Raw genomic sequence first — 21,390 nt, forward strand, 5'->3', positions numbered from 1 at the left:
AGACAGCATTAACCCATTATATGAGACAGATGGTAGTGGAAATGTTCTTCGTCAATATGTATACTCGACAAGTGGCGTACGACTAGCCATGAAATCAAAAGGACAAACATTATATTACCACTACAACCCACGTGGTGATGTCGTTGCGATGACAGATCAAAATAGAGAAGTTGTAGCAACGTATGAATATGATTCGTGGGGTAACGTATTAAAGAGCGACACAAAAGGTATCGCAGCAGATAATCCATTTGGATATGCGGGATACATGTATGATAAAGAGATTGGTATGTATTATCTGATTGCGAGATACTATAATCCAGACCATGGTGTGTTCTTATCGGTGGATCCTGATCCAGGTGATGAAGATGATCCGGTTACAATGAATGGGTATACGTATGTAGATAATAATCCAGTAATGTTGATAGATCCAGATGGTAATATACCTGTTGCTCCACTTGTAATAGCGGGTGCAAGGATGGCTGCCCCTCATGTAGCACGTTATGCAGCAAAACAAGCAGCAAAACAAGCAGCAAGAAAAGCGAAAAAAAGAGCTACATTAGCAGCTAATAAAAGAGCAGGAGCAAGGGCTGAGGAACTTGCAAAATCGGCATTAAAGAAAAAGGGATATGATGTATTAGGAAGTCAAGTTAGTGTTCGTACTTCTAAAGGTATTAGAAGGGTTGATCATTTAGTTAGAACACCTCGTGGCAAATTACTGGTGGTAGAAGTTAAAGCTGGTAATGCTAGAAGAACTGCGATGCAGTTAAAAAAGGATAAGCTAATGAGGAAACAGGGAGGAAAGATTATAGGGAAGAATGCCCCTTATAGATTGAAAGACCAAGTTCGTAGAATACGAACCGTTGTTGTCACCCCTAAGTAAGGAGGATAGTTATTATGAATAGAAAAGAACTAAAATTAAAGTTATTGCAAGGTCTAGGTGAAGCATTAAAAGAAAACGGTTATAAGACTAGAATTACACAACAAGACCTGGTGAAAAAATTTGATAAAGGAAAAATCGGTATACATTTAGCCTTTATCAATCACCTAGAAGATTTTGATGTGACGGTGGATGTGGGAATTCGTTTTGATGAATTAGAAAATATGAAAAATCAATGGGCTGACGGTTTAACAATTAGAGAGAAAAAGGAGACCTATACAATTGGAGTTGATTTAGGGAATTTAGTCTATAGAGAGCAAAAAAGGTGGCGTGTTGAAAAGGAAGAAGATATTTTACCTGTTACTATGGATATTTTAAAAGAAGTTAAGGAATACTTCATTCCATATATTGATAAGTATGTAGATATGGAAAATGTATTTGATTTATGTGTAAGAGATGATGATGAGGCTGGATTAATAGGGACAATATTTGATGGGACGCGAGCACAAAATGTTATTGGATTAGCCTTGTTATTAAATAAAGAAGAGATATTAGAACAAATCATTGAGAAAAAGAGAGAGTATTTAAAGACGAGGGATAAATTTGAATTGGAGTTATTTGAAAACTTTCTTTCTAATATGAATCTAGGATAAACAAGGTTAGTTATTCATTTTCGTGATTATAGTGGGGTTAATTGTTTATATCTGGTTTTTCTGGTTGGAAAAACATTAAACTCTAGATTTTCTATTAATCATAAATATTGGTAGCCCCTAGAAGGAAACATTTGACGTTTTTATGATTAGATACAAACTTCGAATGTAACTTATAGGGGTTTTTATTTACAGGTTTTATAATACTGGAAAGCCCATATCGAATTTTAGCCGGTTTGAGATAGTGCCTGCGAGTGATGATGGTGCACTGTAACCTTGAGCAGTAGCGATAGACTTAGCCTTTGGAAGCAAAAACCCCACAGAGTCTAGTCAACTTACCTTTTTAAAAAGTGTATCAAAGAATTATTTATTTGAGCTCAATTATATTATGTGAAATAGGAGTGAGAATCTTGTTCCAAACAATAATTTACGATAAAGCTAAATATCATTATGAAGGAGATTTCCCACAAGAATTACCGATGGAGCAAGCATTTGTACATACTGGAATGTTCTTAGGTTGGATTATTGATAATAATTTATTTAGTGATGAATTTTTAGAAGAGACCGAAGAGGAAATTAATAAATTTAAGCTTAGAAAAATGACTGGGACTCAAGTTTATATGTTCTGGGATGGGGTTTTAAGCGATGACATGTTAAATGATGAAGGGAATCAATTTGCAATAGATTATTTTGATTTTGAAAAAGGTTTATATTTAGATGATTATGATGATGTATTTTTAGAGTGTGATACATTATATCAAGTGCAAGATACTTGGGAAAATTACTTTAAATTAAAAGAAGTGATCGATATTAGGTATACAGAATGGAAAAAACTTAAAAATAACGGGTAAAGAGGACTTTAAGTAATGGAATATTTTTTGTTCCAAATGAAGGTTTATTATATGCTATAGAAAAGGGAAGAAATAATGAAATTCCCAAAAGATGAAGATGGACAAGTATTAAATATGTTATATAAACAAGGTATAGATTTTAATGAAAAACATATAGTAGATTTCTTTATTGCAATTCCTGATCAAGGTAATGGAGAAAAAATAATTGGCAGACTACAAGAGCTGGGCTTAAATTGTGAATTAGATTATAATGAAGAATTTGAAGATTGGACATGTACTTGTTCTAAAGAAATGTTCTTAATTTATGAGGATATTGTAGAGATGCAAAAGGAATTGAATAAACTGGGTGAAGAGTTTGGTGGATATACAGATGGTTGGGGTGCATTTGTATAATGTCTAATTTATTTATCGTGATAAAATAAATTAGACGGAGTAAAGAAACTATTTATGGAAAGAAGGGCTTATATAAGTTCTTCTTTCTTTGTATATATTAAGATATCTTAGTGATAGAAACGTATATGATATGTGGGCGGGGGGCTATTGGTAAAAGCCCGATTGGTAAGGGTTAATTAAAGTTTCACTTTATATAGGTTTTGAGAGAGTAAGATATATTGTTTGTAGCGGAGATCTTGAAGGAAGGGAGCGTGTGATAATTGGCAATGACGGATGAACAATTCGAAAATTATCTTGATATGTGTTATGACAAATTAGAAAGTAAACAGCAAAAATTCATTTCGGATTATAATATCGATAACTTTGATGAGTATTGGTATGATCAAGATCAATGTATATTACAGTTTAAAAAAAATGGTCAAGTGTTACTTGAATTTAGTGTTGTTTTTATAGGGGCCTGGTCTGGAAAGAGTAACAGTTGGATGTGGTCTTGGGCTAATGAGAATGTGGCTGATTATACAAGAAGTAAGTCTAACTGTTTGAAAGATTTACAAAAGATTACAGGAAGTGAGGTTTTTATAAATCCACTTTTTGAATGCGATCAAGAAATGGCGTATGAGCTAGCAGCCTTTTCTATTGAATATTTAGATGCAGAAGGAATGTATATGGCACCAGGTGAGAGAAGTGATGTATTTATGGCTGTTATGTCACCGTGTGCGTTGTGAGTAGAGCATATTAAAAATATAGATAAGGTAGAATGAAAAAGGAGTACAGTTTAATAAATTAATAAAAGGTATCATAGGTCCCCGATGCATGGTGATAAATTTAAAGGAGTGAATTATATTGCTTGAAGTAAAGTTTTACGATTGGAAAAAAAAACGTCCTAAAAAACATTATTTGCTTGTACATGAAATTAGAATTTTTGAGCTAATTTTCTCAAAGAAAGTTAGCGAGTTTGAGATGGGATTAAGAGAGATTGAAAAAGTAACTGTCTTTTGTTTAGCTAATGAAAACACTGATATTTCATATGAAGTGAATAGAGCTTTGGGTGAAATTCGTATATATGTTCCATATGATTTTATGGACTTTTTAGCATTAAATTCAGTTGAAGAGAAATACAAAGAGTTTTGCAAATTAGTACGCCAATATGTTGTCCCTGGACTTGAAGAAAACTCTACTCTTTCATCATCTATTGTTAAAGGGTATATAGAGGAAACTTTAGAAGAGATTGTGAAGCAAAACTATGAAGGGATATTTTTAGTTGGGAAGACACCTAAGAAAAGCCCAAGCCGTAAGAAGATAGCGATATTAAAAGGAATTCATCGTGTTAAAGGTTTCCAGCTACGATGTGAAGTGTATGATGAAAAGGGATTAAAGATTCGAGATCAACTATTGGTGGAAGAGGTAGGGAATGAAATGGTGTATGCAAGATTTTTGGGTACATTAAAATGGGAAAGTGAAAATCTAATAGTAGTTCAATCTAAATCTAGTAGTTGGAAAAAAGAAATCTATCTTTAATAACAAGATAGCATTTTATAAAAAAGAATGTTTTTGTGTTGAAGAGATTGCGGATTTTACTTGTATTTGAAAGGAGTAATAATATGGATATTTATGAGTTAGCTAATGGTGTAGATTCAAAAGAAAAACTAGTAGAATTCCTGTTTTATCTTCAAAAAGATTTTAAAGAAAATAAAGATGAGTGGGAGAATATAACGTTAGAATCATTGGAAGCATGGCTAAATGATTGTGATGGTGCTTTTCAAAATAAAGGTGAAGAGATGCCTAAAAATATATCATAGAATTTCATAGCGACGGTATTACTCGCGGGATCTTATTATGAATAAGTAAAAAACGAAGAGTCTAAATAGTCCCTTCGTTTTTTTTACTTATTTTTTCTCTACCAATTTTTTATTCTTCCAATCTAGTGTGAACGATTTATTAAATGTTTTTTGATCAACGTCTTTTACGTTGTTTCCAACCCAGTTTGCAGTTCCGAATGTGAAGCCTGGACGAAGTTGGTAGTCGTCGGCGTGTTTTGTATAAGCGACTTGTAAGTTAGATTGATCTGTATTTTTTTCAGAGATAACAACAGCAATCATACCAGGAGAGAACCCGCTATTTGCTAATGCTGGAAGTTGATCCATCGGTATTAAATTACCTTTTGCATCAGATTCATATAGGTATGTGCGAGAGTACATGAACAGTTGGTTTCCATATAAAGAATGATAAGAATCACGTGTGTAAATACCCCAGTTTTGATTGTTATATCCGTTAAAGAATACGTTCCACTTTACGTTTTTGTTTGTTTGGTCAATTAAATTTGTTTTATAACTAGTTTGTTTATAGCTTACAGAGTCAGACCAAGTGACTTGACCAGTTGCACCAGCCTCACCGCTAGGGCCATTGGGCGTTACAGAAGCTTTAACAGAACCACCAAGTTGATAAGATACACTAGATGTTACAGTCGTTTCTTCTACAGCATTTGTAGGTGCTACGTTAAAGAAACGAGCGCTGTTATCTTGAAGGTTAAATGCAACATCATATTGTGAAGGATAACGTAATGTTGCACTAGCACCAGGGATTGGGTAGTTATCAATAGGTGCATCACTTATAGTAGGATTTGCTTTTAGAAAACTACCAGTCGTATTAATAACGGCAATCTGTTTATCTGCGCTTGGATCATCGATAAAAGTTACCTTTAAAGACATTGTCATATTATCAGCTTGATCATTATTAAATGTATTATAGCTCGTATGTGTTTTTGCGTTTTGTCCGATATCTGTTACAACTTGTGATGTTGTTTGAGCATAAGCAGCAGGTGTTGAAAGAGTTACAGCGCTACTAGCAAAAACAGCGGATAATGCTAAACATTTTAAGTATGTTTTAGAACGTTTCATACAATCACTTCCTTTTATCTTTGTCGATATATGTCGTATTGCATTTATATCGTAACATAAAAATAAAACGGAATAGATGTATATGCATAATTGCATAGGTGAGTTTTGAAGGATAAAGATAATAGAATTTCATCCAACACGTAAGACTCTAAAATGCCGATTACAGCCGTTCCTAAAAATTTTAAGACGATATGTTTATCGATGTTTTTATTGGGAAGATTGAAGTGCTTAATATTTACGTTATAAGTGCATAACAAGTTATAATAGAAGAAATCAATAAGGAGGCTGGCTGTGAAGAATCTTCGTTATCTCAATATATTTACCATATTAATTATATACACACTACTTATGTTTTACATCGGCTGGAACGGATGGGTTTGGCTTCATGCGGTATTTGGCTGGGAATCTTGGGGATATTATGCTTTCATAGTCGCATTTATTTCATATGCGTACATTCTCGTGCAAGTGTTTAAGTTTCTGCCATTTCTGCGAACGATAGGTTCGATTTGGTTTGCGGTTATACAATATGCACTTATGTTGTTGCCATTAGCTGATATTATGGTCTTTCTTTTACAGTTTTCAGTAGAGAAAGAAGCAGCAATTATTTGGACAGGGGCGGCTGTGATAGCTGCATTTATCTTTATCTTTGCGTACGGAGTATTTAATGCGTATAGTCCGGTAGTAAGAAAGTACGAAGTGCACATACCGAAAAAAGTAGAGGGGCGTAAAAGTTTACGCATTGCGATGGCTTCTGATATGCATTTCGGTAAACTGTCTGGCGTTTCACATTTAAAAAGACTTGTTCGTCATGTAAATGAGATGGAACCTGATATTATTTTGCTGCCAGGTGATATTATCGATGATCATCCAGGTGTGTTCATTCAAAAGAATATGGGACCAATCATGAAACAAATGAAAGCACCATTAGGTGTATATGGCGTATTAGGAAACCATGAATACTACGGCAGAGCGGTTCCAGAGTTTTTACAAGAGATGGATAAGATTGATATTCGTATTCTTTTAGATGAAGTAATCACCATTGAAGATGATTTCTATCTCGTTGGAAGAAGAGATAAAACAGAGCGAGATCGCCAAAGCTTTGAAAAACTTATGAGTACAGTGGTTAAATCCATGCCAGTTATCGCAATGGATCATCAGCCATTTGAGTTGAAACAGGCAGCGGATGCTGGTGTAGACTTATTGTTATCCGGTCATACGCACCGCGGACAAATGGCGCCCAATCATATTGTAACGAGAAGAATGTACGAGCTAGACTGGGGATACGCACAAAAAGGCGCGTTCCACGCAATTGTTTCTTCTGGATTTGGATTTTGGGGACCACCGCTTAGACTTGGTAGTAGGTCGGAGATTGTGCAGGTAGAAGTTACGTTTGAATAAGGTTAAATAAAAGGAATTATACATATTAATCATGTATAATCCCTTTTATTTTTTATTTCTCAATCGCGCTCTTTACTTAAATATAATCTCAATTAGTTGTTGTGGATGTGCATTAATTAATCCATGAATAATAATAATTACCCATACCTTACGATAACGCGCCCACAAATATCCAAGGAATAGACCTACGATACCAAGGTTCACAATGACCGTAGCTGTATCAATATCCCAATGACCAGAGCCATGTAATGCGATATGCCAGCTTGCCCATAACAATGATGTAAGAAGAATAGCCGGCCAAGTACCTAGTAATAATTCCAAACGTGTTTGCAACCAAACTCTATAAAAAATCTCTTCAAGTACACTATTTATAAGAAACCCTACAAGTAAAATAGAGATTAAAATCGTCGGTTCCATTTTCATTGAAACAAATGGTGTAGAGAATATAGAAAAGAAGTTGAAGTAACCCCAGATTATAATGACAATAAGTGGTGTAAACCGATACCATCTATTATCCCCTGTTAATTTTACTGACTTTGGTCGTTCTTTTTCAGGGTTATTTTTATAAAACAAAAGCAGCATTAATGGAGTTAATAATAATAAAATAATTTTAAATATCATAAACCACAATTGTAATGCCATTCCTTCAAAGTTCGTGGTGAGAAGACAAATCGTGAAGAGGGAGCCACTTAAGAATAAGATAGCAGTTTGAATTATGATGCGCCTTGGTTCAAATTGTTGAAGGGGATTATAGTTTTTATGATGAAATGGTAGGAAACGGACAAGGAGTATACCGACAATAACAGGGATCCACTTGTACCAAAAAGGCATCGTGCTCTTATGATCCCCGCTGTAACGAATGTTCGTTTCTCCGATCCATATAAGCCAAAGAGATGAAAGCAAAATAATAAGCATAATGATACCGCCAATTAACTTCCCCGCTTTTGGGAAATAACTGTCCATAGTTATCCGACCTTTCATATTATAATTGTAAGTCAGTCTCTAATTGACTCTATTCGTTGCTTTTTTCTTTAATAAATATGTATGTATAAATCTATTAAAACAAAAAAGAGGGGGTGTGAAAATATTTTCTTTTTATGATTGAACTTGATAAGAATAGGAGAACCTGCTTTTTTTATAAAAACAAAACATTTATATTCAAATTACAGAATAGTATATTTACGCTTCTTCAAAAAAGAGATAGTATAAAAAGACTTTGCTTGAAAAGGAGGATTGTAAGTGATCATATCAGATGTACTATACGGAAAATTTGAAGTGGATGCAGTGCTAGAAGAATTAATTTTAAGTAAGCCTGTGCAAAGACTAAAGGGAATTCATCAAGCAGGCGCAAGTTACTTAATGAACGAGAAATGGAATGTAACGCGCTTTGATCATTCAGTTGGTGTTATGTTGTTAATTAAGAAACTTGGTGGTTCAGTAGAGGAACAAATTGCAGGTTTACTGCATGACGTATCACATACTGCTTTTTCTCACGTGATTGATTACGTTTTTGATAACGAAAATGAAAGTTATCATGAAGAGATATTTAGTTCTGTCGTGAAAAACTCAGAAATTCCAGCGATCCTTGCGAGGCATGGTTATAACTATGAAGATATTTTATTAGATGATTTGAAGTGGACGTTACTGGAAAGGTCAGCGCCCGAATTATGCGCAGATCGAGTGGATTATACGTTACGAGATATGTATACATACGGATATATTTCTTTAGAAGAAGTTCATAGTTTTTTAGAGGATGTCATCGAAGTAGAGGGGAAAATGGTTCTTCAAAATATCGAAATAGCGGAATGGTTTACAGAAACGTATTACAAAGAAGTAATCGATTTCTTTATGGAACCAATGAATGTTTACGGAAATGATATGTTAGCGAAAACGTTAAAGGTAGCTCTTCATAAAAGGATTATTCATGCAGATGATTTTCTTCTTGAAGATGAGGAGCTTATTTCGAAATTGCAGCAATGTAATGACCCCGAAGTAGAAGCTTTATTAAGCAAAGTTCATCCAAATGTAAAAGTAAAAGAAGATAGAAACGATTATGATTTACATCAGAAAAATAAAGTGCGTCGTATTGATCCGCCGTTACTTCGTGAAGGGAAAATTGTTCAGTCATCTGTTGTATCAGAAAAAATAAGACAGATGAGTGATATTGCTTATGAAAAAGCGGTGAGAGGGATGTATGTGAAATTGATTTAAAAGAAAAAGGTGTCATCAATTATGATGACACCTTTTTCTTTTAAAGGGTTGTTCGTATAGAAATGTGTTACATTTTTACGATACTATTTCATTTTATCATAAAAATACCTTTTATGGTAAAAAAATAAAATTGTAAAGTTTTCTATTGATAATAATTTGTGAAAAAAGTACTAATTTTTAATGTGTAAAAAATAATAAATATTTTTAATAGACGCTTTAGAATCTTTCGTTCTTTATATATAGATTTTTATATTTTTTAAGTTAATTTAAAGAATTTTGTCGTTTTTTGTTGTAATTCTTATAATGATATACATTTAATGTTCGGAATTAGACATTATAACAGAAAAATTTTTAAAAAACAGAATTGAATCATATTATTTATTTTAATATAATATATTTGTTAATTAATAACATATTTGGGTTATGATTCTTTATTGCAGTGAGAATTCTTTTTTTTATAGGGGGATTTACAAAATGGCTAAAACGGCGAAGTCTGAAATGATGAATGAATTAAAAGAAATAGTTTACAAATTCTTTCCAAAAAATATTATGAAAGAAGAAGAATTGTACGAAGAATCTAAAGAGCATAAACGATTTGTAGAGCTAAAAGAAACATTTATAGAAAACGAAAGTTCTCAAAAGGAAGTTTTGTCTTTAATCGAGTCAACATTTTGTGATTACCATGTATCAGATTGTACAGATTTAAACCTATATAATTGTTTAGAATATAACGTGTTGTTAAATGGAAGAGAACCGATGTTAAATGATGATATTGATTGGATACGAAAATCAAGAGGTGAGCGTCTTGACTTAGGAGTTTTTGTTAGCTTACTTGATAAATATTATTATTACTACGTATTAAAAACAAAATATGATGAAGATGTAAGGGAAGGGACTTTTGAAACAATCGATGTAGAAATGGATACCATTTGTGAATTTGAAAAACGAATGCATACAAAAGGATTTGTAAGAGTAGAGCGTGAGGTTGCTAGAACGGCAATATCTGATATTGAAACGGAATGTTTACGTATGGGAGAAGTTAACGTATTCCATGCTTTATTTACGGATTCGGTTAGTGAAATATAAAATATATATGCAGTTTGTACTATGTTGAAAGAGTCGCTAAGAAAGTAGGATGTTACTAATTTCTTAGCGACTTTTTTATTAATTATCAAACCAATTCCAAATCTCAATATCTCCAAGAGTCGCATAACGTATGTGCGGGGAGTTTTGTAATTTTAATAACTCTTTCGACGGGCCAGTAATAACAATTCCGTATACTTTTACACCGTTATCTTTTACATATTGATAACGTTTATCTAAATTTAGTTCTTTCTCAGAAAGTGCTGCTATTTTGCTTACCGTTTTTTTATGGATAGAAAGGACGCGCATCATTTCGGTTACTTTGTCTTCTTGCGTTTTCTGCCCGTCAGTTTCATTATCGAGGAATCTTACATGTTCTGGAAATCCTATAGCTTCTCCGCCATGTAGGATATAGTCATCTACATTTTTTCTTTCTTGTCCTGTATCTAAAGCGTACCATACAGGAGTTGGAGGGAGTTCTTGTGCTTCAAATATGCTATATAAAAGCGGTTCTAATTCTTTTAAAGTGTAAGCTTTATCAAAAGAAATTGCTACTTCTGCAACGGTTCCATCATGTACTTTTGCAAGTGTATCCCATACTTTTTTTGATGAATCCTTTAAATAATCACCCTGCTCTGTTTTTGGGTGAACAAAGAAGAGTTTTGGTTGATAGAACGGATTCATCCAAGTTCGCTTCGTAACATCTACAGATGATAAGAAGCTTTTTGTTTCTATTGTACCGAGGGGCATTTCTTTTTTACCGACGGTTCGTACTAAATCAAATTGGCTATTCGTACGGAAAAAAGCTTCTACACTTGTTCCGCCCCCCATAACACGGCTATTTGGGATCGTTGCTTCAAGTGCAAGCGAAGGAACCTCTCTAATTTCTTCTAGCCTTTTATCATTATTAGCTTGAAAATAAAAGGCTGATAATACCCCGCCGATTATATAGATAACGATGCAAATTGATAATATAAAACCAAACGTTTGTAAACGATGTTTCCACTTAATCCTCCAAAAAGGAACTTTAAGATCTTTTGGAGGTAACTTTTTCTTAATTGGTTCTGTTTTTGTTAACAGCTCATCTAAGTAAGCTTCACACTCTTCACATGACTCAATATGACTTTCTAACAGTTCTTGTTCATCATGCGTGAGCGTTCCATTTTCATACTTCTTCCATAGTTTTTTAAATTCTGTACACCCCATCCGTATCACTCCTTTATGCTTTTCATTTCTTTCCGTCCCCTGTGTAATTCAATTTTCACTTTCACTAATGAGAGACCGGTCATTTCTGCTATTTCTTTATACGAGAATCCGTAGTAATCTCGTAGTAGTAGGACATTTCGTCTTTCGAGCGGAAGAGAAGATAAACTTTCTAACCAACTAGCGATCTCAAATTTTACGAAATATTCATGTTCTGTACTTGGCACGTTTGGTAAATGGAATTCTTCCACTATAGTTGTTTTATATTTTTTTTCTTTTCGATACCAATCGATAAAGGCGTTGTAGGCTATTGTAAATAACCACGGCCTAATTTCTTCGCCTTTATAATAATCAATATGGACGAGCATGCGGTAAAAGGTTTCCTGCATGAGATCTTCAGCAAAATGAGAATCTCCGGTTAGGGAGAGAAGATAGCGAAATAAATCATGCATATGATCTGAATAAATGTCTTCTAATGATTGTTTGCGTTTCACTAATTTCCCTCCCTTCATACATAACAACGAAATACATATAAAAAAGTTACAATATTTTATGGAATTATAGTAAAAAACGTCAAGAATTGGATTGCGTTCTCTTTTATCATAATACATATAAGGCGGGTGAACAGAGATGGAAAGCTATGAAACACAAATTCAAAGGTCAATTGATTATATTGAGGAAGATGTAATGGAAAAACAAACGCTGCGTAATTTAGCTCGCATTGCAGGTTTTTCTGAGTCGCATTTTCATCGTGTATTTCAGGCATTAGTAGGTGATACAGTAATGGAGTATGTTCGAAAGAGGAGGTTAGCCCGGGCAGCTTATCAACTTTCTCATACGGATGAAAAAGTTATTGATATCGCGTTTGAACATGGCTTTCAATCTCACGAAACGTTCACGAGAGCCTTTAAAAAATTATTTCAAATGACACCGAGTGAATATCGAAAACAAGAAATCGAAACACCGATGTATTACCGAGTGAATGTAAAGCAAAGAAAATTAAATCCGTATTTAGGAGGCATACAAATGGAATATCGTATTGTAAATAAACCAGAATTTTTAGTGGCGGGTTATGAACTGAAGACGACAAGTAAAGAAGGGAAAAACCATCAAGACATTCCAGTATTTTGGCAAGAATATTTACAAAAAGATCTTGGAACGACGATTCCGAATCGTAAAGATACGAGTCAATGGGTAGAGCTTGGATTATGTACTGATTTTAATTTAGAAACAGGAGACTTCACTTATATTATCGGAATGGAAGTTACAGATTTTGAAAATGTACCAAATGAAATTGCAAAGCGTACTTTCCCGGCAGCAACATATGCAGTATTTACAACGCCGAAAGTTCCTCATGAAGAAATGGTATCGTCTATTCACCAAACTTGGAATGCAGTATTCTCAGAATGGTTCCCGCATTCAGGATATGAACATTGCGGAGTTACAGAGTTTGAACTGTACGATGAGCGTTGCCACGAAGATAAGAGTGAGTTTGCACAAGTAGAGCTTTGGATACCGGTGAAGAAAAAATAATAGGGTAAGAGCGAATCATTGGGAGATGGTTCGCTTTTTCATGAAGGGGGAAATAGGAAAATGTTCAAAAAACTAGAATGTGTATCTATACATACGAAAGATATAGAAAAATCAGTTTCTTTCTATAAAGAAATGGGAATGAAGCAAAACTGGATGATAGAAAGAGAAATAGAAGAAGGAGCTATTTGGACGTTAATAGGATTGAAATTTCCAGATGAGAAAAGTTCGGAGTTAGTAATAAGCAATCATCCGGATATTAATTTTACGGAAGTGGAAGTATTAGTAGAAGATGTACAACAAACGTATGAAAGTTTAAAAGATAATAAAGATGTAAAATGGATTCGCGAACCATTTCCAACGGAATCAGGACATGTTGCAGTAATGGAAGCACCTGATGAGAATGTGTTTGTGTTAGTAGGGAAATAGCTAAAATATGGAGATGACCTTTCATAGTGAGTTATGAAAGGTCATTTTTACTTTGTATAGTAGTAGAGGAAGTAGGTTAGTATTGTCAATTTTTGTCGGTAAGTCGATATATTTCGGAAATCGCTGATATATTCAAAAAATCGCTGATATAATTTCATATACCGCTAAAACACCTCAAAAAAAACGATCCACATAATTTCAATTACCGCAAAATTCTTCTAGAAAAGAAAAAAGACGCCACATAGCGTCTTTCCTACGAACGAAACGGAAACACAAGAATAATCGTCGTTCCTTTTCCGAGTGCACTATCAACGGAAATTGTCCCGTTATGAGCATGAACGAGCTGTTTTGTAATGGCTAGGCCAAGTCCAGTTCCGATGTTGCTTTCTTCTGTGTTTGTTCCGCGGTAATATCGTTCAAATAGAAGTTCTTTCGTTTTTTCATCCATTCCTTTTCCGTCATCCGAAATGGAGAGTATAAAGGAATTAGCGTTTTGTGATAGTTTTACGATGACAGTAGTTGTTTCGTTATTATGTTTTACAGCATTTACGAGTAAGTTTTCGATAATACGCTGGAACCATTTTTCTTCAATGAAATATTGAATTTTATTTGAGCTCGGTACGAATTCAATATTTTGATTTTGAAGTGTTGGATTATTAATAAATTGCAATAATACTTTTTGGACGAACTGATTGATTTCAACGTTTACGTGCTGTGCAGGAAGGCTATTATTTTTTAATTGATACGTTAAGCTTAAATCATCAATTAATGTCGTCATATATTGAGATTTCTCTTTCATAACACTACCAAATTGTTGAATATCACGATCGGTCCAGTTGTATTGATTCGATTCTAGTAATAATGCGTAGCCATATATAGAGCTAAGTGGTGTTTTTAAATCATGCGTTAGACCGGTAATCCATTCTTCTCGTGTTTGCTGAAGTACTTGCCTCATCGCATCATTTTTCTTGAGTGTAATAGAAAGGTGTTCTAGTGAACTTGTCACATCTCTAAACAAACGGAATGACCATTTTTCTTTACCAGATCGCCGGAACCTGACAGGCTTTCCTTTTTTACTAATAGGTTCTTCATACTTTCCACCAGCGATATTTTTAAGCCAGCGCATCGCATGTAATAACGGTTTCCCGAATTTATTACCATACCAAATAGAAAGAATGACTAAATAAACAAATACGATAAGAAGGATTAATCCGCATCCAATGAGAAACTTCTTAGTAAATACATCTTCAATTTCGTCATCTGGGTAGTAGTGATCATTTTTTGCAGTTACAACGAGAAGGTTGCCACTATTTGCATCGTAAAAGCTAGACGTGTTTTCTTTATGATTCCAAGGTTCTTTTTCATTAAGGGCGATTTGTATTGCTGAAAATGTTTTTTTCTTTCCGGTTGTATAAGAAAAAACCTCTTCGCCATTTTGATTAAATATTTGAAGTGCTGCTTTTTCTTTAGACAGTAACTGTTTTTCTTGATCTGTTAATGTGAACGAATCCATTGTTAAAGAGGAATGCTCCTTTTGAATTGCTGTTAGTAAAGCATTGCTTTTTAACATACCACCATAAATAACAAGTACTTTCTTTTCTTCTAATTCAATTTCCCAATATGTAAATTTATAATTACTTTCGATATGATGTTGTATATATGCGACTAAAGATGTCTTCGTATAAGCATTCGGAACATCATTTGGTGTATTAAAGTGGTAGAGGATTTTTCCGTTTTCATCTACAACTTGGAGCCAATCATTTTTCTCCTTTATTAAATCTTGCACTTCAGATTGTAATGAAATATGCCCATCTTCTGAAGAGATGTATCTTGAAATCGTAAAACTATCAGAATCTGGAATGTTAGGTTCATATAAAGTACTAGTAAGAAGAAAAATTAAATAAGTAAAAGCAGCAACTACAGCGATAAGTAATGTAACTAAAACAAAAACGTGTTGCATGATAAATTGAATAATAAGTCGTTTATTAAAATTCATATCGTCACCCTACTTTGTAACGAACTTATAACCAAGGCCGCGAACAGTTTTTATATATTCTGGTTTACTTGGATCGTGTTCAATTTTTTCACGTAGTTTTCGAATGTGGACCATAACAGTGTTGTCATCGCCATTATAGGCAGGTGCTCCCCAAACTTTTTCGTATATTTCCTCTTTCGAAAATACGTAGTTCGGATTCTCGCAAAAGAAGAGTAGTAGTTGAAAGAGTTGAGCGGAACATTCGACAATGTGACCATCCACTGTCAGTTCTGCAGAGTGTTGATCAATTTCAAATCTTCCAAATGAAATCGAGTGTGATTTTTGTTCGTGCGGTACTGCTTGTTTCATATGTCTCCGAAGCTGTGCTTTCATGCGTGCTACTACTTCTAATGGATTAAAGGGCTTCGTAATATAATCATCCGCACCGTATGAAAATCCAGATATTTTATCTAAATCAGATGCTTTTGCTGATAGGAAGAAAATGGGACAATCTGTTTGTTGGCGAATGATTGGACAAATATCAAAACCAGATTGTCCAGGAAGCATTACATCTAAAATAATTAAATCGTAATTGTTTTCCTTAGTTAGAGATAAAGCTATTTCAGCTGATGTTGCAGTTGTAATATGAGAAAAACCTTCTTTTTCAAGAATGGTAGTTAGTAATTGTAAAATTGCTGTTTCATCATCAACGAGTAAAATATTTGCTTGGTACATAAACATCCCTCCAAATTTTCTCGAATATCATATCATCCTTTTGTAACTTATGGAATTTTTAAGGAAATTTTAAGGTTTTCTTTCGCAAAAAATTAAGAATCAAATGATATGATAAAAGTAACATAGGGGAGGAGATGAGTGTGAATCCGTTTCAAGTGATGCGAGCTAGATATTTTTTAATTGTATTTGCACTATTAATTTTAATAGCGAGAAGTAGTGGCGAGTTGCTAACAAGTATATTTCATATACAAAATTCTTCTTTTATAAATATCCTTATATTCTATATCCTTCCGATGGTATGGATTTTTTATGAGTATAAAAAGCATCGCATTTCATTTTCATTGTTTGTTAATAAAAATGAAACATTTAACTTGGTGCAAGTTTTATACATTACGGTTATGTTATGCATATTTAGTTACGGGTATCTTATTTTGTATATGTATAGTTTTGCATGGATCACACCAGACTTTATTATGAATGCATTGCATGAACCGATTATAGATAGTACTGGGGGATATGTATATCAAGTCATTAGGGTTGTATTCATCGCACCAATTATCGGGGAGTTTGTTTTTCGCGGATTTTTACTTCAACGCTTTGCAACAAAATGGGGAACGAGCATAGCGACCATCGTTGTAGCAATATTGTTTGCATTGTTACATGTTGATTTCCTTGGTGCAGCCATATTCAGCATCGTATTGTCGATCGTATATATTCGTACGGAAAGTTTACTCATGCCAATTGCAATACATATGTTAAACAATGCATTTGTAATGGGCGCGTCTTTTTTAATAAGTAGAGAAAAAATTATGAGTTTTGCAGACTTCTCAAATTATACGACATTCTTTCCTGGACTTATTATATTTATAACGGGATTAAACTTAGTACTTATCTTTTTATTTGTTAATCGGAAGTATTGGAGTAAAGAAGTGCCAGTTATATATGCAGAGCAGGAAAAGAGCTTTTCAGATGTAGTCGGGAGTAAATAAGATGAAGAAGACGGTTGAAAAAATATTAAAAGAAATTATAGATGCTACGTCTATTGCAGATATGTGTGATAAAAGCTTTTGTAATTGGATTCAACCTGTAGTATTTGTTTTCTAGTAATCATTTAAAAGAAAATATTATTTCTCTTCTTATTGTATTAGGAGTTGTACTAATATTTGGTCTAATTGTAGAAGAAATGATGAAGCGCATCTTCAGAAAAAATGGAGAGAAGTATATGTGGGTTCATAAAGTATTCGAGAAAGTAATAGTGGCTTTCCTTTTGTTTTATAGTATGAAAACAATCATTTACTTTATAGCTTTGAAACATCATTAATTCTAAATTTGAAAGGGATGTATAAAATTATATGAATGAAACGATATCATCAAATAAGTTTTTTTATTTGATTTTACTTAGTCTAGTGTTAATAACGACAGTGAATGTTATTTTGCGCTGGGAGGAAGCTTACTTTTTCATGTATTTAGCGCTCCATTTGTTGGGGATTTTATGTATAAGTGGTGGAGTCGTTACTGAAAAAAAGAGTGAAGAAAGCGTTAACTATATGTGTGTGATCGGTCTTATTTTACTTTTAGCTGTACAGGGTATTATGAAATATAGTTCCTTCTCTTTACAAGATTTTAGTTTATTAATAGATGTACTTCCTTAAAGAGGCTCTTTATGTTATCTAAAAAGCAAGTAGGGTACGTACTAGTTTTAATCGGATTTTTTAAGATTATCCCGCTATTTGCCGGGCAGTAAGACCCCACTGATTAAAGTTTCGCTTTATTATAACGACGCTATTCTTTCAAGACTATGAGTATATTTGATATGTAAAAGGCGTTGGTTTGTAAGTGCTTCCGGATTATGAACCGAAGAAAGTGTTTAAAGATAGGTAAAACTCTTCTTATGTAGAAGAGTTTTTTTATGTAAATAAAAAGATCCAGAGCAATTCACATAATAAGCTTGTTCTAATTTAGCGTGTACGAACTTACAATAATAATAGACAGGCAGCATAGAGGAGGGAATAGCGTGAGGAAGGTTATTGGTTGGTCGCTTTTTTTGTACGTTGGATTTGCGTTACTTATATATTGGTATTTATTTGGATGGAATCATGAACTTATTCCGGACATGTATAAAGGAACAAGTGCAGATCCAGAAACGTTTATGAGTGCTAGAGAGCTTACGCTAAGCCAAGATTATTCGCGCGTGAAAAATTTACTATACTTTTTAGCGACGCCTCTTGAATGGATTATTTTATTATTTGTACTTGTGCTAGGTATTTCAAGAAAGTTTGAGAAATGGTCGAAGGAAACGACTAAAATAAGTGTCTTGCAAGTTGCGATTTATCTCTTTTATTTATCATTACTGACAACAGTGCTTGCCTTACCGATGCAATGGATTGGCCGGAAAGTATCCGTTGATTACGGCATTTCAACACAAAGTACACAAAGCTGGATAAAAGATCATGTTATCGGTTTTTGGGAAAGTTATGCGACTATGTTAATTGTAGTTACCGTTCTATTATGGCTTATCCGTAAATTTCCGAAGAGGTGGTGGCTAGCAGGGTGGGCGCTCTCTGTTCCATTTACAATCTTTTTAACATTCATACAGCCTGTCGTTATTGATCCGCTTTATAACGACTTCTCAACGCTGAAAAATAAAGAATTAGAAACGAAAATTTTAGCGATAGCAGACAAAGCTGACATTCCTGCTAAACACGTATATGAAGTAAATATGTCAGAGAAAACGAATGCATTAAATGCTTACGTAACAGGAATTGGTCCTAACGCCCGTATTGTAATGTGGGATACAACGCTTAAGCAGTTAAAAGATAAAGAGATATTATTTATCATGGCTCATGAAATGGGACATTATGTTATGAAGCATATATACTTTGGCGTTGCAAGTTATGTATTGCTATCGTTTATAGGTATGTTTTTAATTAGTCGTATTATAAATATGTGTATTCGCAAATGGGGAGATACATTGCAAATTTCAAAAGTGGCATGTTTCTCCATTTTACCTTTATTTTTCTTAATTTCTTCTATACTCTCTTTTGCAGCACAACCAGCAACAAACTACGTTTCACGTATAGAAGAAAGAGCGGCAGATCAATATGCTTTAAATATGACGAAGGATGGGAAATCTGGTGTGAAAACTTTTCAATATTTATCAAAAACAAGTTTAAGCCAAGTCAATCCGCCTGCGTTAGTGAAATTTTTCTTATACACGCACCCACCAATTTTTGAAAGAATTCACACGTTTGAACAATATGAGAAACAAAGAAAAAAGGAGTAGCTATTATGCTACTTTTTTTTATAGAGATATAAGTTTCATATTGGGAATATTTATCATTGCTTTTTATTGCGATTTTGTAAATAATAAGCTATAAAATTCTAAAAATCTATATATAAAGGAATAAAGGTGAAAAAATGTATTTTTTACAAAATTTAAAAGTGAAATATAAATTATTAGCGCTTATTTCATTAGCAGTTTTAGGTATGATAATTATAAGCAGTGTAGCAATTCATTCTATTAATAAGATTAAACACGATACAGAGGTTGTAGTAGATGATTATCAATATTCTGCAATTTTATTAGAAGGAATGCTTCGCACACAAAATTCACTAGAATATAACTTATTAGAGTTAATTACGGCATCACAAAATGAAGTAGCAAATAAAGAGGGAATAATTGATAATATTGAAAAGGATCTTAAAAAATATGATTCTTTATTAAAAGAATATGATGATGGTTTTAATTTAAGTAAGCAAGAGGATGAACTGTTTCAGAAGATGAAGAAATCTTTACCAAGTTATAAAGATACATATAAAAAATTATTTGAAAAGGCGAAGGCAACAAACGAGCCACAAATGGTAAATGAATTTCAGAAGGAATTAAAACCGAAGGGAATAGAGTTAGCTGGTTATGCAGTGGATCTAGAATCGTATGTTTCAAACTTAGCTGATCAAGTGTTTAAAGATTCTCAAAAAATGATTGATCGATCCGTTATTACCTTTATCATTCTTGTAGTAGTTACTACAATCGTTATATGTATAGTAAGTTATATTATTAGCAAGCTTATAGTTGCTCCTTTACAAACGGTTAGTCGTATGATGGAAAGAGCGAAAGAAGGAGATTTAACCGTACATGGTGATTATAATGCTAAGGATGAATTAGGTGTATTAGTAAGTAATTTTAACGAGATGATTGCAGGGCTAAGAACAAATATGCAAGAAGTAGAGAATAATATTCAGCTTTTATTCCAACATGCAGACGGAGTAGTATCTGCATCAGAAGTATCTAGTAGTGCAGCGAAGAAAATCACTATGGATATTGAAGAAGTTGCAAATGGTGCAGAAAGTCAAATGCAAGCAATGGAACAAACTGCGGGTGCGATGGAAGAGTTGACACAAGGAATGCAGAGTATAGTCAATACATCATCCTCTGTAAATGAATTATCTGCTCAATCAGCATTAGATGCAGAGAATGGTAACAAATTAATGAAACAAATGATTCAACAGATGGATACAATCCAAAATTCGGTACATAGCGGTGTGAAACAAGTAGAGACTATGAAAGAACAATCAGAAGAAATTGTTAAAATCATTGATGTTATGCAAGGTATTACCTCTCAGATTAACTTATTAGCATTAAACGCCGCAATTGAGGCTGCACGTGCTGGTGAAAGTGGTAGAGGGTTTGCAATTGTGGCAGATGAAGTGCGGAAATTAGCAGAACAATCTAGTGATTCTGCAAAACAAATTGAGAATCTTATTACTCAAGTTATGGGAACAACGAACCATACGGTACATATGATGGGGAAAGTAGATAATGAGGTACAGGCAGGTACACAAGTAGTAATGCACACAGAAAAAGTATTTGGAACAATTACAGAAAAAGTACAGCAAGTATCTGAGCAAATTCAAACGGTATCTATGTCTACAGATGAAATTGCAGCGAGTAGTGAGGAAATCTCGGCTTCTGCAGAAGACATGGCTCAAATTTCCCAAAGATCATCTGACCGAACTGATAGGGTAAAAGAGTCTATTCAACAGCAAGAAAAATCTGTTCAAGAGATTTCGGTTTCAATTGAACATATGCATAACGCAGCAGGAAAATTAAAACAAATAGTTGGCCAATTTACTCTTCAAAAGTAGTAGCATATTTGAG

Annotated in this window: 23 protein-coding genes and 1 pseudogene; 17 read left to right on the forward strand and 7 right to left on the reverse strand. The window is 33.7% G+C overall.

Annotated features, from left to right (window positions below):
• The 7 genes from DOS87_RS05760 to DOS87_RS05790 all read left to right on the forward strand — a co-directional run.
• Positions 1 to 880, forward strand: an 880-nt coding sequence (locus DOS87_RS05760) for an RHS repeat-associated core domain-containing protein (protein WP_208730222.1), incomplete at its 5' end; no start/stop codon positions are given.
• 14 nt (positions 881 to 894) lie between these two features.
• Entirely contained in the window at positions 895 to 1,530 is a 636-nt protein-coding gene (locus DOS87_RS05765; protein WP_208730223.1) for a hypothetical protein, read from the forward strand.
• A gap of 407 nt (positions 1,531 to 1,937) precedes the next feature.
• Positions 1,938 to 2,378, forward strand: coding sequence for a DUF7832 domain-containing protein (locus DOS87_RS05770; protein WP_000487868.1), 441 nt, complete (start codon positions 1,938 to 1,940; stop codon positions 2,376 to 2,378).
• Between the two features lie 75 nt (positions 2,379 to 2,453).
• Positions 2,454 to 2,771, forward strand: coding sequence for a ribonuclease E inhibitor RraB (locus DOS87_RS05775; RefSeq protein ID WP_141402226.1), 318 nt, complete (start codon positions 2,454 to 2,456; stop codon positions 2,769 to 2,771).
• A gap of 260 nt (positions 2,772 to 3,031) precedes the next feature.
• Positions 3,032 to 3,496 (forward strand): DUF6882 domain-containing protein, encoded by a 465-nt coding sequence (locus DOS87_RS05780; protein WP_098577930.1) that lies wholly within the window; start codon positions 3,032 to 3,034, stop codon positions 3,494 to 3,496.
• A gap of 118 nt (positions 3,497 to 3,614) precedes the next feature.
• Positions 3,615 to 4,289, forward strand: a complete 675-nt coding sequence (locus tag DOS87_RS05785; protein WP_150158231.1) for a hypothetical protein — start codon at positions 3,615 to 3,617, stop codon at positions 4,287 to 4,289.
• Positions 4,290 to 4,372: 83 nt separating this feature from the next.
• Positions 4,373 to 4,570: a DUF7660 family protein gene (locus tag DOS87_RS05790; RefSeq protein WP_069355186.1), complete on the forward strand. Its 198-nt coding sequence runs from the start codon at positions 4,373 to 4,375 to the stop codon at positions 4,568 to 4,570.
• Between the two features lie 87 nt (positions 4,571 to 4,657).
• Here DOS87_RS05790 and cytK2 read toward each other — a convergent pair whose 3' ends face one another.
• Complete coding sequence (cytK2, locus tag DOS87_RS05795) at positions 4,658 to 5,668, reverse strand: beta-channel forming cytolysin CytK2 (RefSeq protein ID WP_016082529.1); 1,011 nt, start codon at positions 5,666 to 5,668, stop codon at positions 4,658 to 4,660.
• Between the two features lie 44 nt (positions 5,669 to 5,712).
• A complete protein-coding gene (locus tag DOS87_RS30470) occupies positions 5,713 to 5,925 on the reverse strand; it encodes a hypothetical protein (RefSeq protein ID WP_050842825.1) in 213 nt (70 codons plus the stop codon).
• A 34-nt stretch (positions 5,926 to 5,959) separates the two neighbouring features.
• Here DOS87_RS30470 and DOS87_RS05805 point away from each other — a divergent pair, with 34 nt between their 5' ends.
• Positions 5,960 to 7,066, forward strand: coding sequence for a metallophosphoesterase (locus DOS87_RS05805; RefSeq protein ID WP_086390227.1), 1,107 nt, complete (start codon positions 5,960 to 5,962; stop codon positions 7,064 to 7,066).
• A 72-nt stretch (positions 7,067 to 7,138) separates the two neighbouring features.
• On the opposite strand, the gene DOS87_RS05810 is transcribed toward DOS87_RS05805, so the two are convergent.
• Entirely contained in the window at positions 7,139 to 8,029 is an 891-nt protein-coding gene (locus DOS87_RS05810; protein ID WP_086390228.1) for a CPBP family intramembrane glutamic endopeptidase, read from the reverse strand.
• Between the two features lie 276 nt (positions 8,030 to 8,305).
• Here DOS87_RS05810 and DOS87_RS05815 point away from each other — a divergent pair, with 276 nt between their 5' ends.
• Together DOS87_RS05815 and DOS87_RS05820 are read left to right on the forward strand one after the other, a co-directional pair.
• Positions 8,306 to 9,277 carry an HD domain-containing protein gene (locus DOS87_RS05815; protein ID WP_086390229.1) on the forward strand — a complete coding sequence of 324 codons (972 nt, stop codon included), beginning with the start codon at positions 8,306 to 8,308 and terminating at the stop codon, positions 9,275 to 9,277.
• 474 nt (positions 9,278 to 9,751) lie between these two features.
• The gene (locus DOS87_RS05820) at positions 9,752 to 10,363 is read left to right on the forward strand and encodes a hypothetical protein (RefSeq protein ID WP_098578114.1); all 612 of its coding nucleotides are present in this window, start codon (positions 9,752 to 9,754) and stop codon (positions 10,361 to 10,363) included.
• A 78-nt stretch (positions 10,364 to 10,441) separates the two neighbouring features.
• Here DOS87_RS05820 and DOS87_RS05825 read toward each other — a convergent pair whose 3' ends face one another.
• Together DOS87_RS05825 and DOS87_RS05830 are read right to left on the reverse strand one after the other, a co-directional pair.
• Positions 10,442 to 11,566, reverse strand: coding sequence for an anti-sigma factor (locus DOS87_RS05825; protein ID WP_029442105.1), 1,125 nt, complete (start codon positions 11,564 to 11,566; stop codon positions 10,442 to 10,444).
• Positions 11,567 to 11,571: 5 nt separating this feature from the next.
• Complete coding sequence (locus tag DOS87_RS05830) at positions 11,572 to 12,057, reverse strand: RNA polymerase sigma factor (RefSeq protein ID WP_044783508.1); 486 nt, start codon at positions 12,055 to 12,057, stop codon at positions 11,572 to 11,574.
• A gap of 136 nt (positions 12,058 to 12,193) precedes the next feature.
• Between DOS87_RS05830 and DOS87_RS05835 the strand changes: the two genes are divergently transcribed.
• Together DOS87_RS05835 and DOS87_RS05840 are read left to right on the forward strand one after the other, a co-directional pair.
• Positions 12,194 to 13,096: an AraC family transcriptional regulator gene (locus tag DOS87_RS05835; protein ID WP_000446842.1), complete on the forward strand. Its 903-nt coding sequence runs from the start codon at positions 12,194 to 12,196 to the stop codon at positions 13,094 to 13,096.
• A 60-nt stretch (positions 13,097 to 13,156) separates the two neighbouring features.
• On the forward strand, positions 13,157 to 13,522 hold the full coding sequence (locus DOS87_RS05840; protein ID WP_000473636.1) for a VOC family protein: 366 nt from the start codon (positions 13,157 to 13,159) through the stop codon (positions 13,520 to 13,522).
• 253 nt (positions 13,523 to 13,775) lie between these two features.
• Here the strand turns inward: DOS87_RS05840 and DOS87_RS05845 are convergent, their stop codons facing one another.
• Positions 13,776 to 15,518, reverse strand: coding sequence for a sensor histidine kinase (locus tag DOS87_RS05845; RefSeq protein WP_001010455.1), 1,743 nt, complete (start codon positions 15,516 to 15,518; stop codon positions 13,776 to 13,778).
• A gap of 9 nt (positions 15,519 to 15,527) precedes the next feature.
• Entirely contained in the window at positions 15,528 to 16,232 is a 705-nt protein-coding gene (locus tag DOS87_RS05850; RefSeq protein WP_000283858.1) for a response regulator transcription factor, read from the reverse strand.
• Positions 16,233 to 16,372: 140 nt separating this feature from the next.
• Here DOS87_RS05850 and DOS87_RS05855 point away from each other — a divergent pair, with 140 nt between their 5' ends.
• The 5 genes and pseudogenes from DOS87_RS05855 to DOS87_RS05875 all read left to right on the forward strand — a co-directional run bounded on the left by DOS87_RS05855 (position 16,373) and on the right by DOS87_RS05875 (position 21,377).
• Positions 16,373 to 17,221, forward strand: a complete 849-nt coding sequence (locus tag DOS87_RS05855; protein ID WP_001067992.1) for a CPBP family intramembrane glutamic endopeptidase — start codon at positions 16,373 to 16,375, stop codon at positions 17,219 to 17,221.
• A gap of 1 nt (position 17,222) precedes the next feature.
• Positions 17,223 to 17,553 (forward strand): annotated as a pseudogene (locus tag DOS87_RS05860) (hypothetical protein).
• A gap of 31 nt (positions 17,554 to 17,584) precedes the next feature.
• Positions 17,585 to 17,884, forward strand: a complete 300-nt coding sequence (locus tag DOS87_RS05865) for a DUF2101 family protein (RefSeq protein ID WP_001006051.1) — start codon at positions 17,585 to 17,587, stop codon at positions 17,882 to 17,884.
• 362 nt (positions 17,885 to 18,246) lie between these two features.
• Positions 18,247 to 19,515 carry a M48 family metallopeptidase gene (locus DOS87_RS05870; protein ID WP_001233326.1) on the forward strand — a complete coding sequence of 423 codons (1,269 nt, stop codon included), beginning with the start codon at positions 18,247 to 18,249 and terminating at the stop codon, positions 19,513 to 19,515.
• A gap of 134 nt (positions 19,516 to 19,649) precedes the next feature.
• Positions 19,650 to 21,377 (forward strand): methyl-accepting chemotaxis protein, encoded by a 1,728-nt coding sequence (locus DOS87_RS05875; protein WP_044783507.1) that lies wholly within the window; start codon positions 19,650 to 19,652, stop codon positions 21,375 to 21,377.
• The last annotated feature ends 13 nt before the right edge of the window (positions 21,378 to 21,390 follow it).

This window comes from Bacillus sp. CR71, assembly GCF_003429245.1.
Lineage (GTDB): Bacteria > Bacillota > Bacilli > Bacillales > Bacillaceae_G > Bacillus_A > Bacillus_A thuringiensis_S.

Coding starts and splice junctions, on each gene's coding strand:
- DOS87_RS05765 (WP_208730223.1), top strand. CDS start 895: ATGAATAGAAAAGAACTAAAATTAAAGTTATTGCAAGGTCTAGGTGAA.
- DOS87_RS05775 (WP_141402226.1), top strand. CDS start 2,454: ATGAAATTCCCAAAAGATGAAGATGGACAAGTATTAAATATGTTATAT.
- DOS87_RS05790 (WP_069355186.1), top strand. CDS start 4,373: ATGGATATTTATGAGTTAGCTAATGGTGTAGATTCAAAAGAAAAACTA.
- cytK2 (WP_016082529.1), bottom strand. CDS start 5,668: ATGAAACGTTCTAAAACATACTTAAAATGTTTAGCATTATCCGCTGTT.
- DOS87_RS05810 (WP_086390228.1), bottom strand. CDS start 8,029: ATGGACAGTTATTTCCCAAAAGCGGGGAAGTTAATTGGCGGTATCATT.
- DOS87_RS05820 (WP_098578114.1), top strand. CDS start 9,752: ATGGCTAAAACGGCGAAGTCTGAAATGATGAATGAATTAAAAGAAATA.
- DOS87_RS05825 (WP_029442105.1), bottom strand. CDS start 11,566: ATGGGGTGTACAGAATTTAAAAAACTATGGAAGAAGTATGAAAATGGA.
- DOS87_RS05835 (WP_000446842.1), top strand. CDS start 12,194: ATGGAAAGCTATGAAACACAAATTCAAAGGTCAATTGATTATATTGAG.
- DOS87_RS05840 (WP_000473636.1), top strand. CDS start 13,157: ATGTTCAAAAAACTAGAATGTGTATCTATACATACGAAAGATATAGAA.
- DOS87_RS05845 (WP_001010455.1), bottom strand. CDS start 15,518: ATGAATTTTAATAAACGACTTATTATTCAATTTATCATGCAACACGTT.
- DOS87_RS05850 (WP_000283858.1), bottom strand. CDS start 16,232: ATGTACCAAGCAAATATTTTACTCGTTGATGATGAAACAGCAATTTTA.
- DOS87_RS05865 (WP_001006051.1), top strand. CDS start 17,585: ATGAATGAAACGATATCATCAAATAAGTTTTTTTATTTGATTTTACTT.
- DOS87_RS05875 (WP_044783507.1), top strand. CDS start 19,650: ATGTATTTTTTACAAAATTTAAAAGTGAAATATAAATTATTAGCGCTT.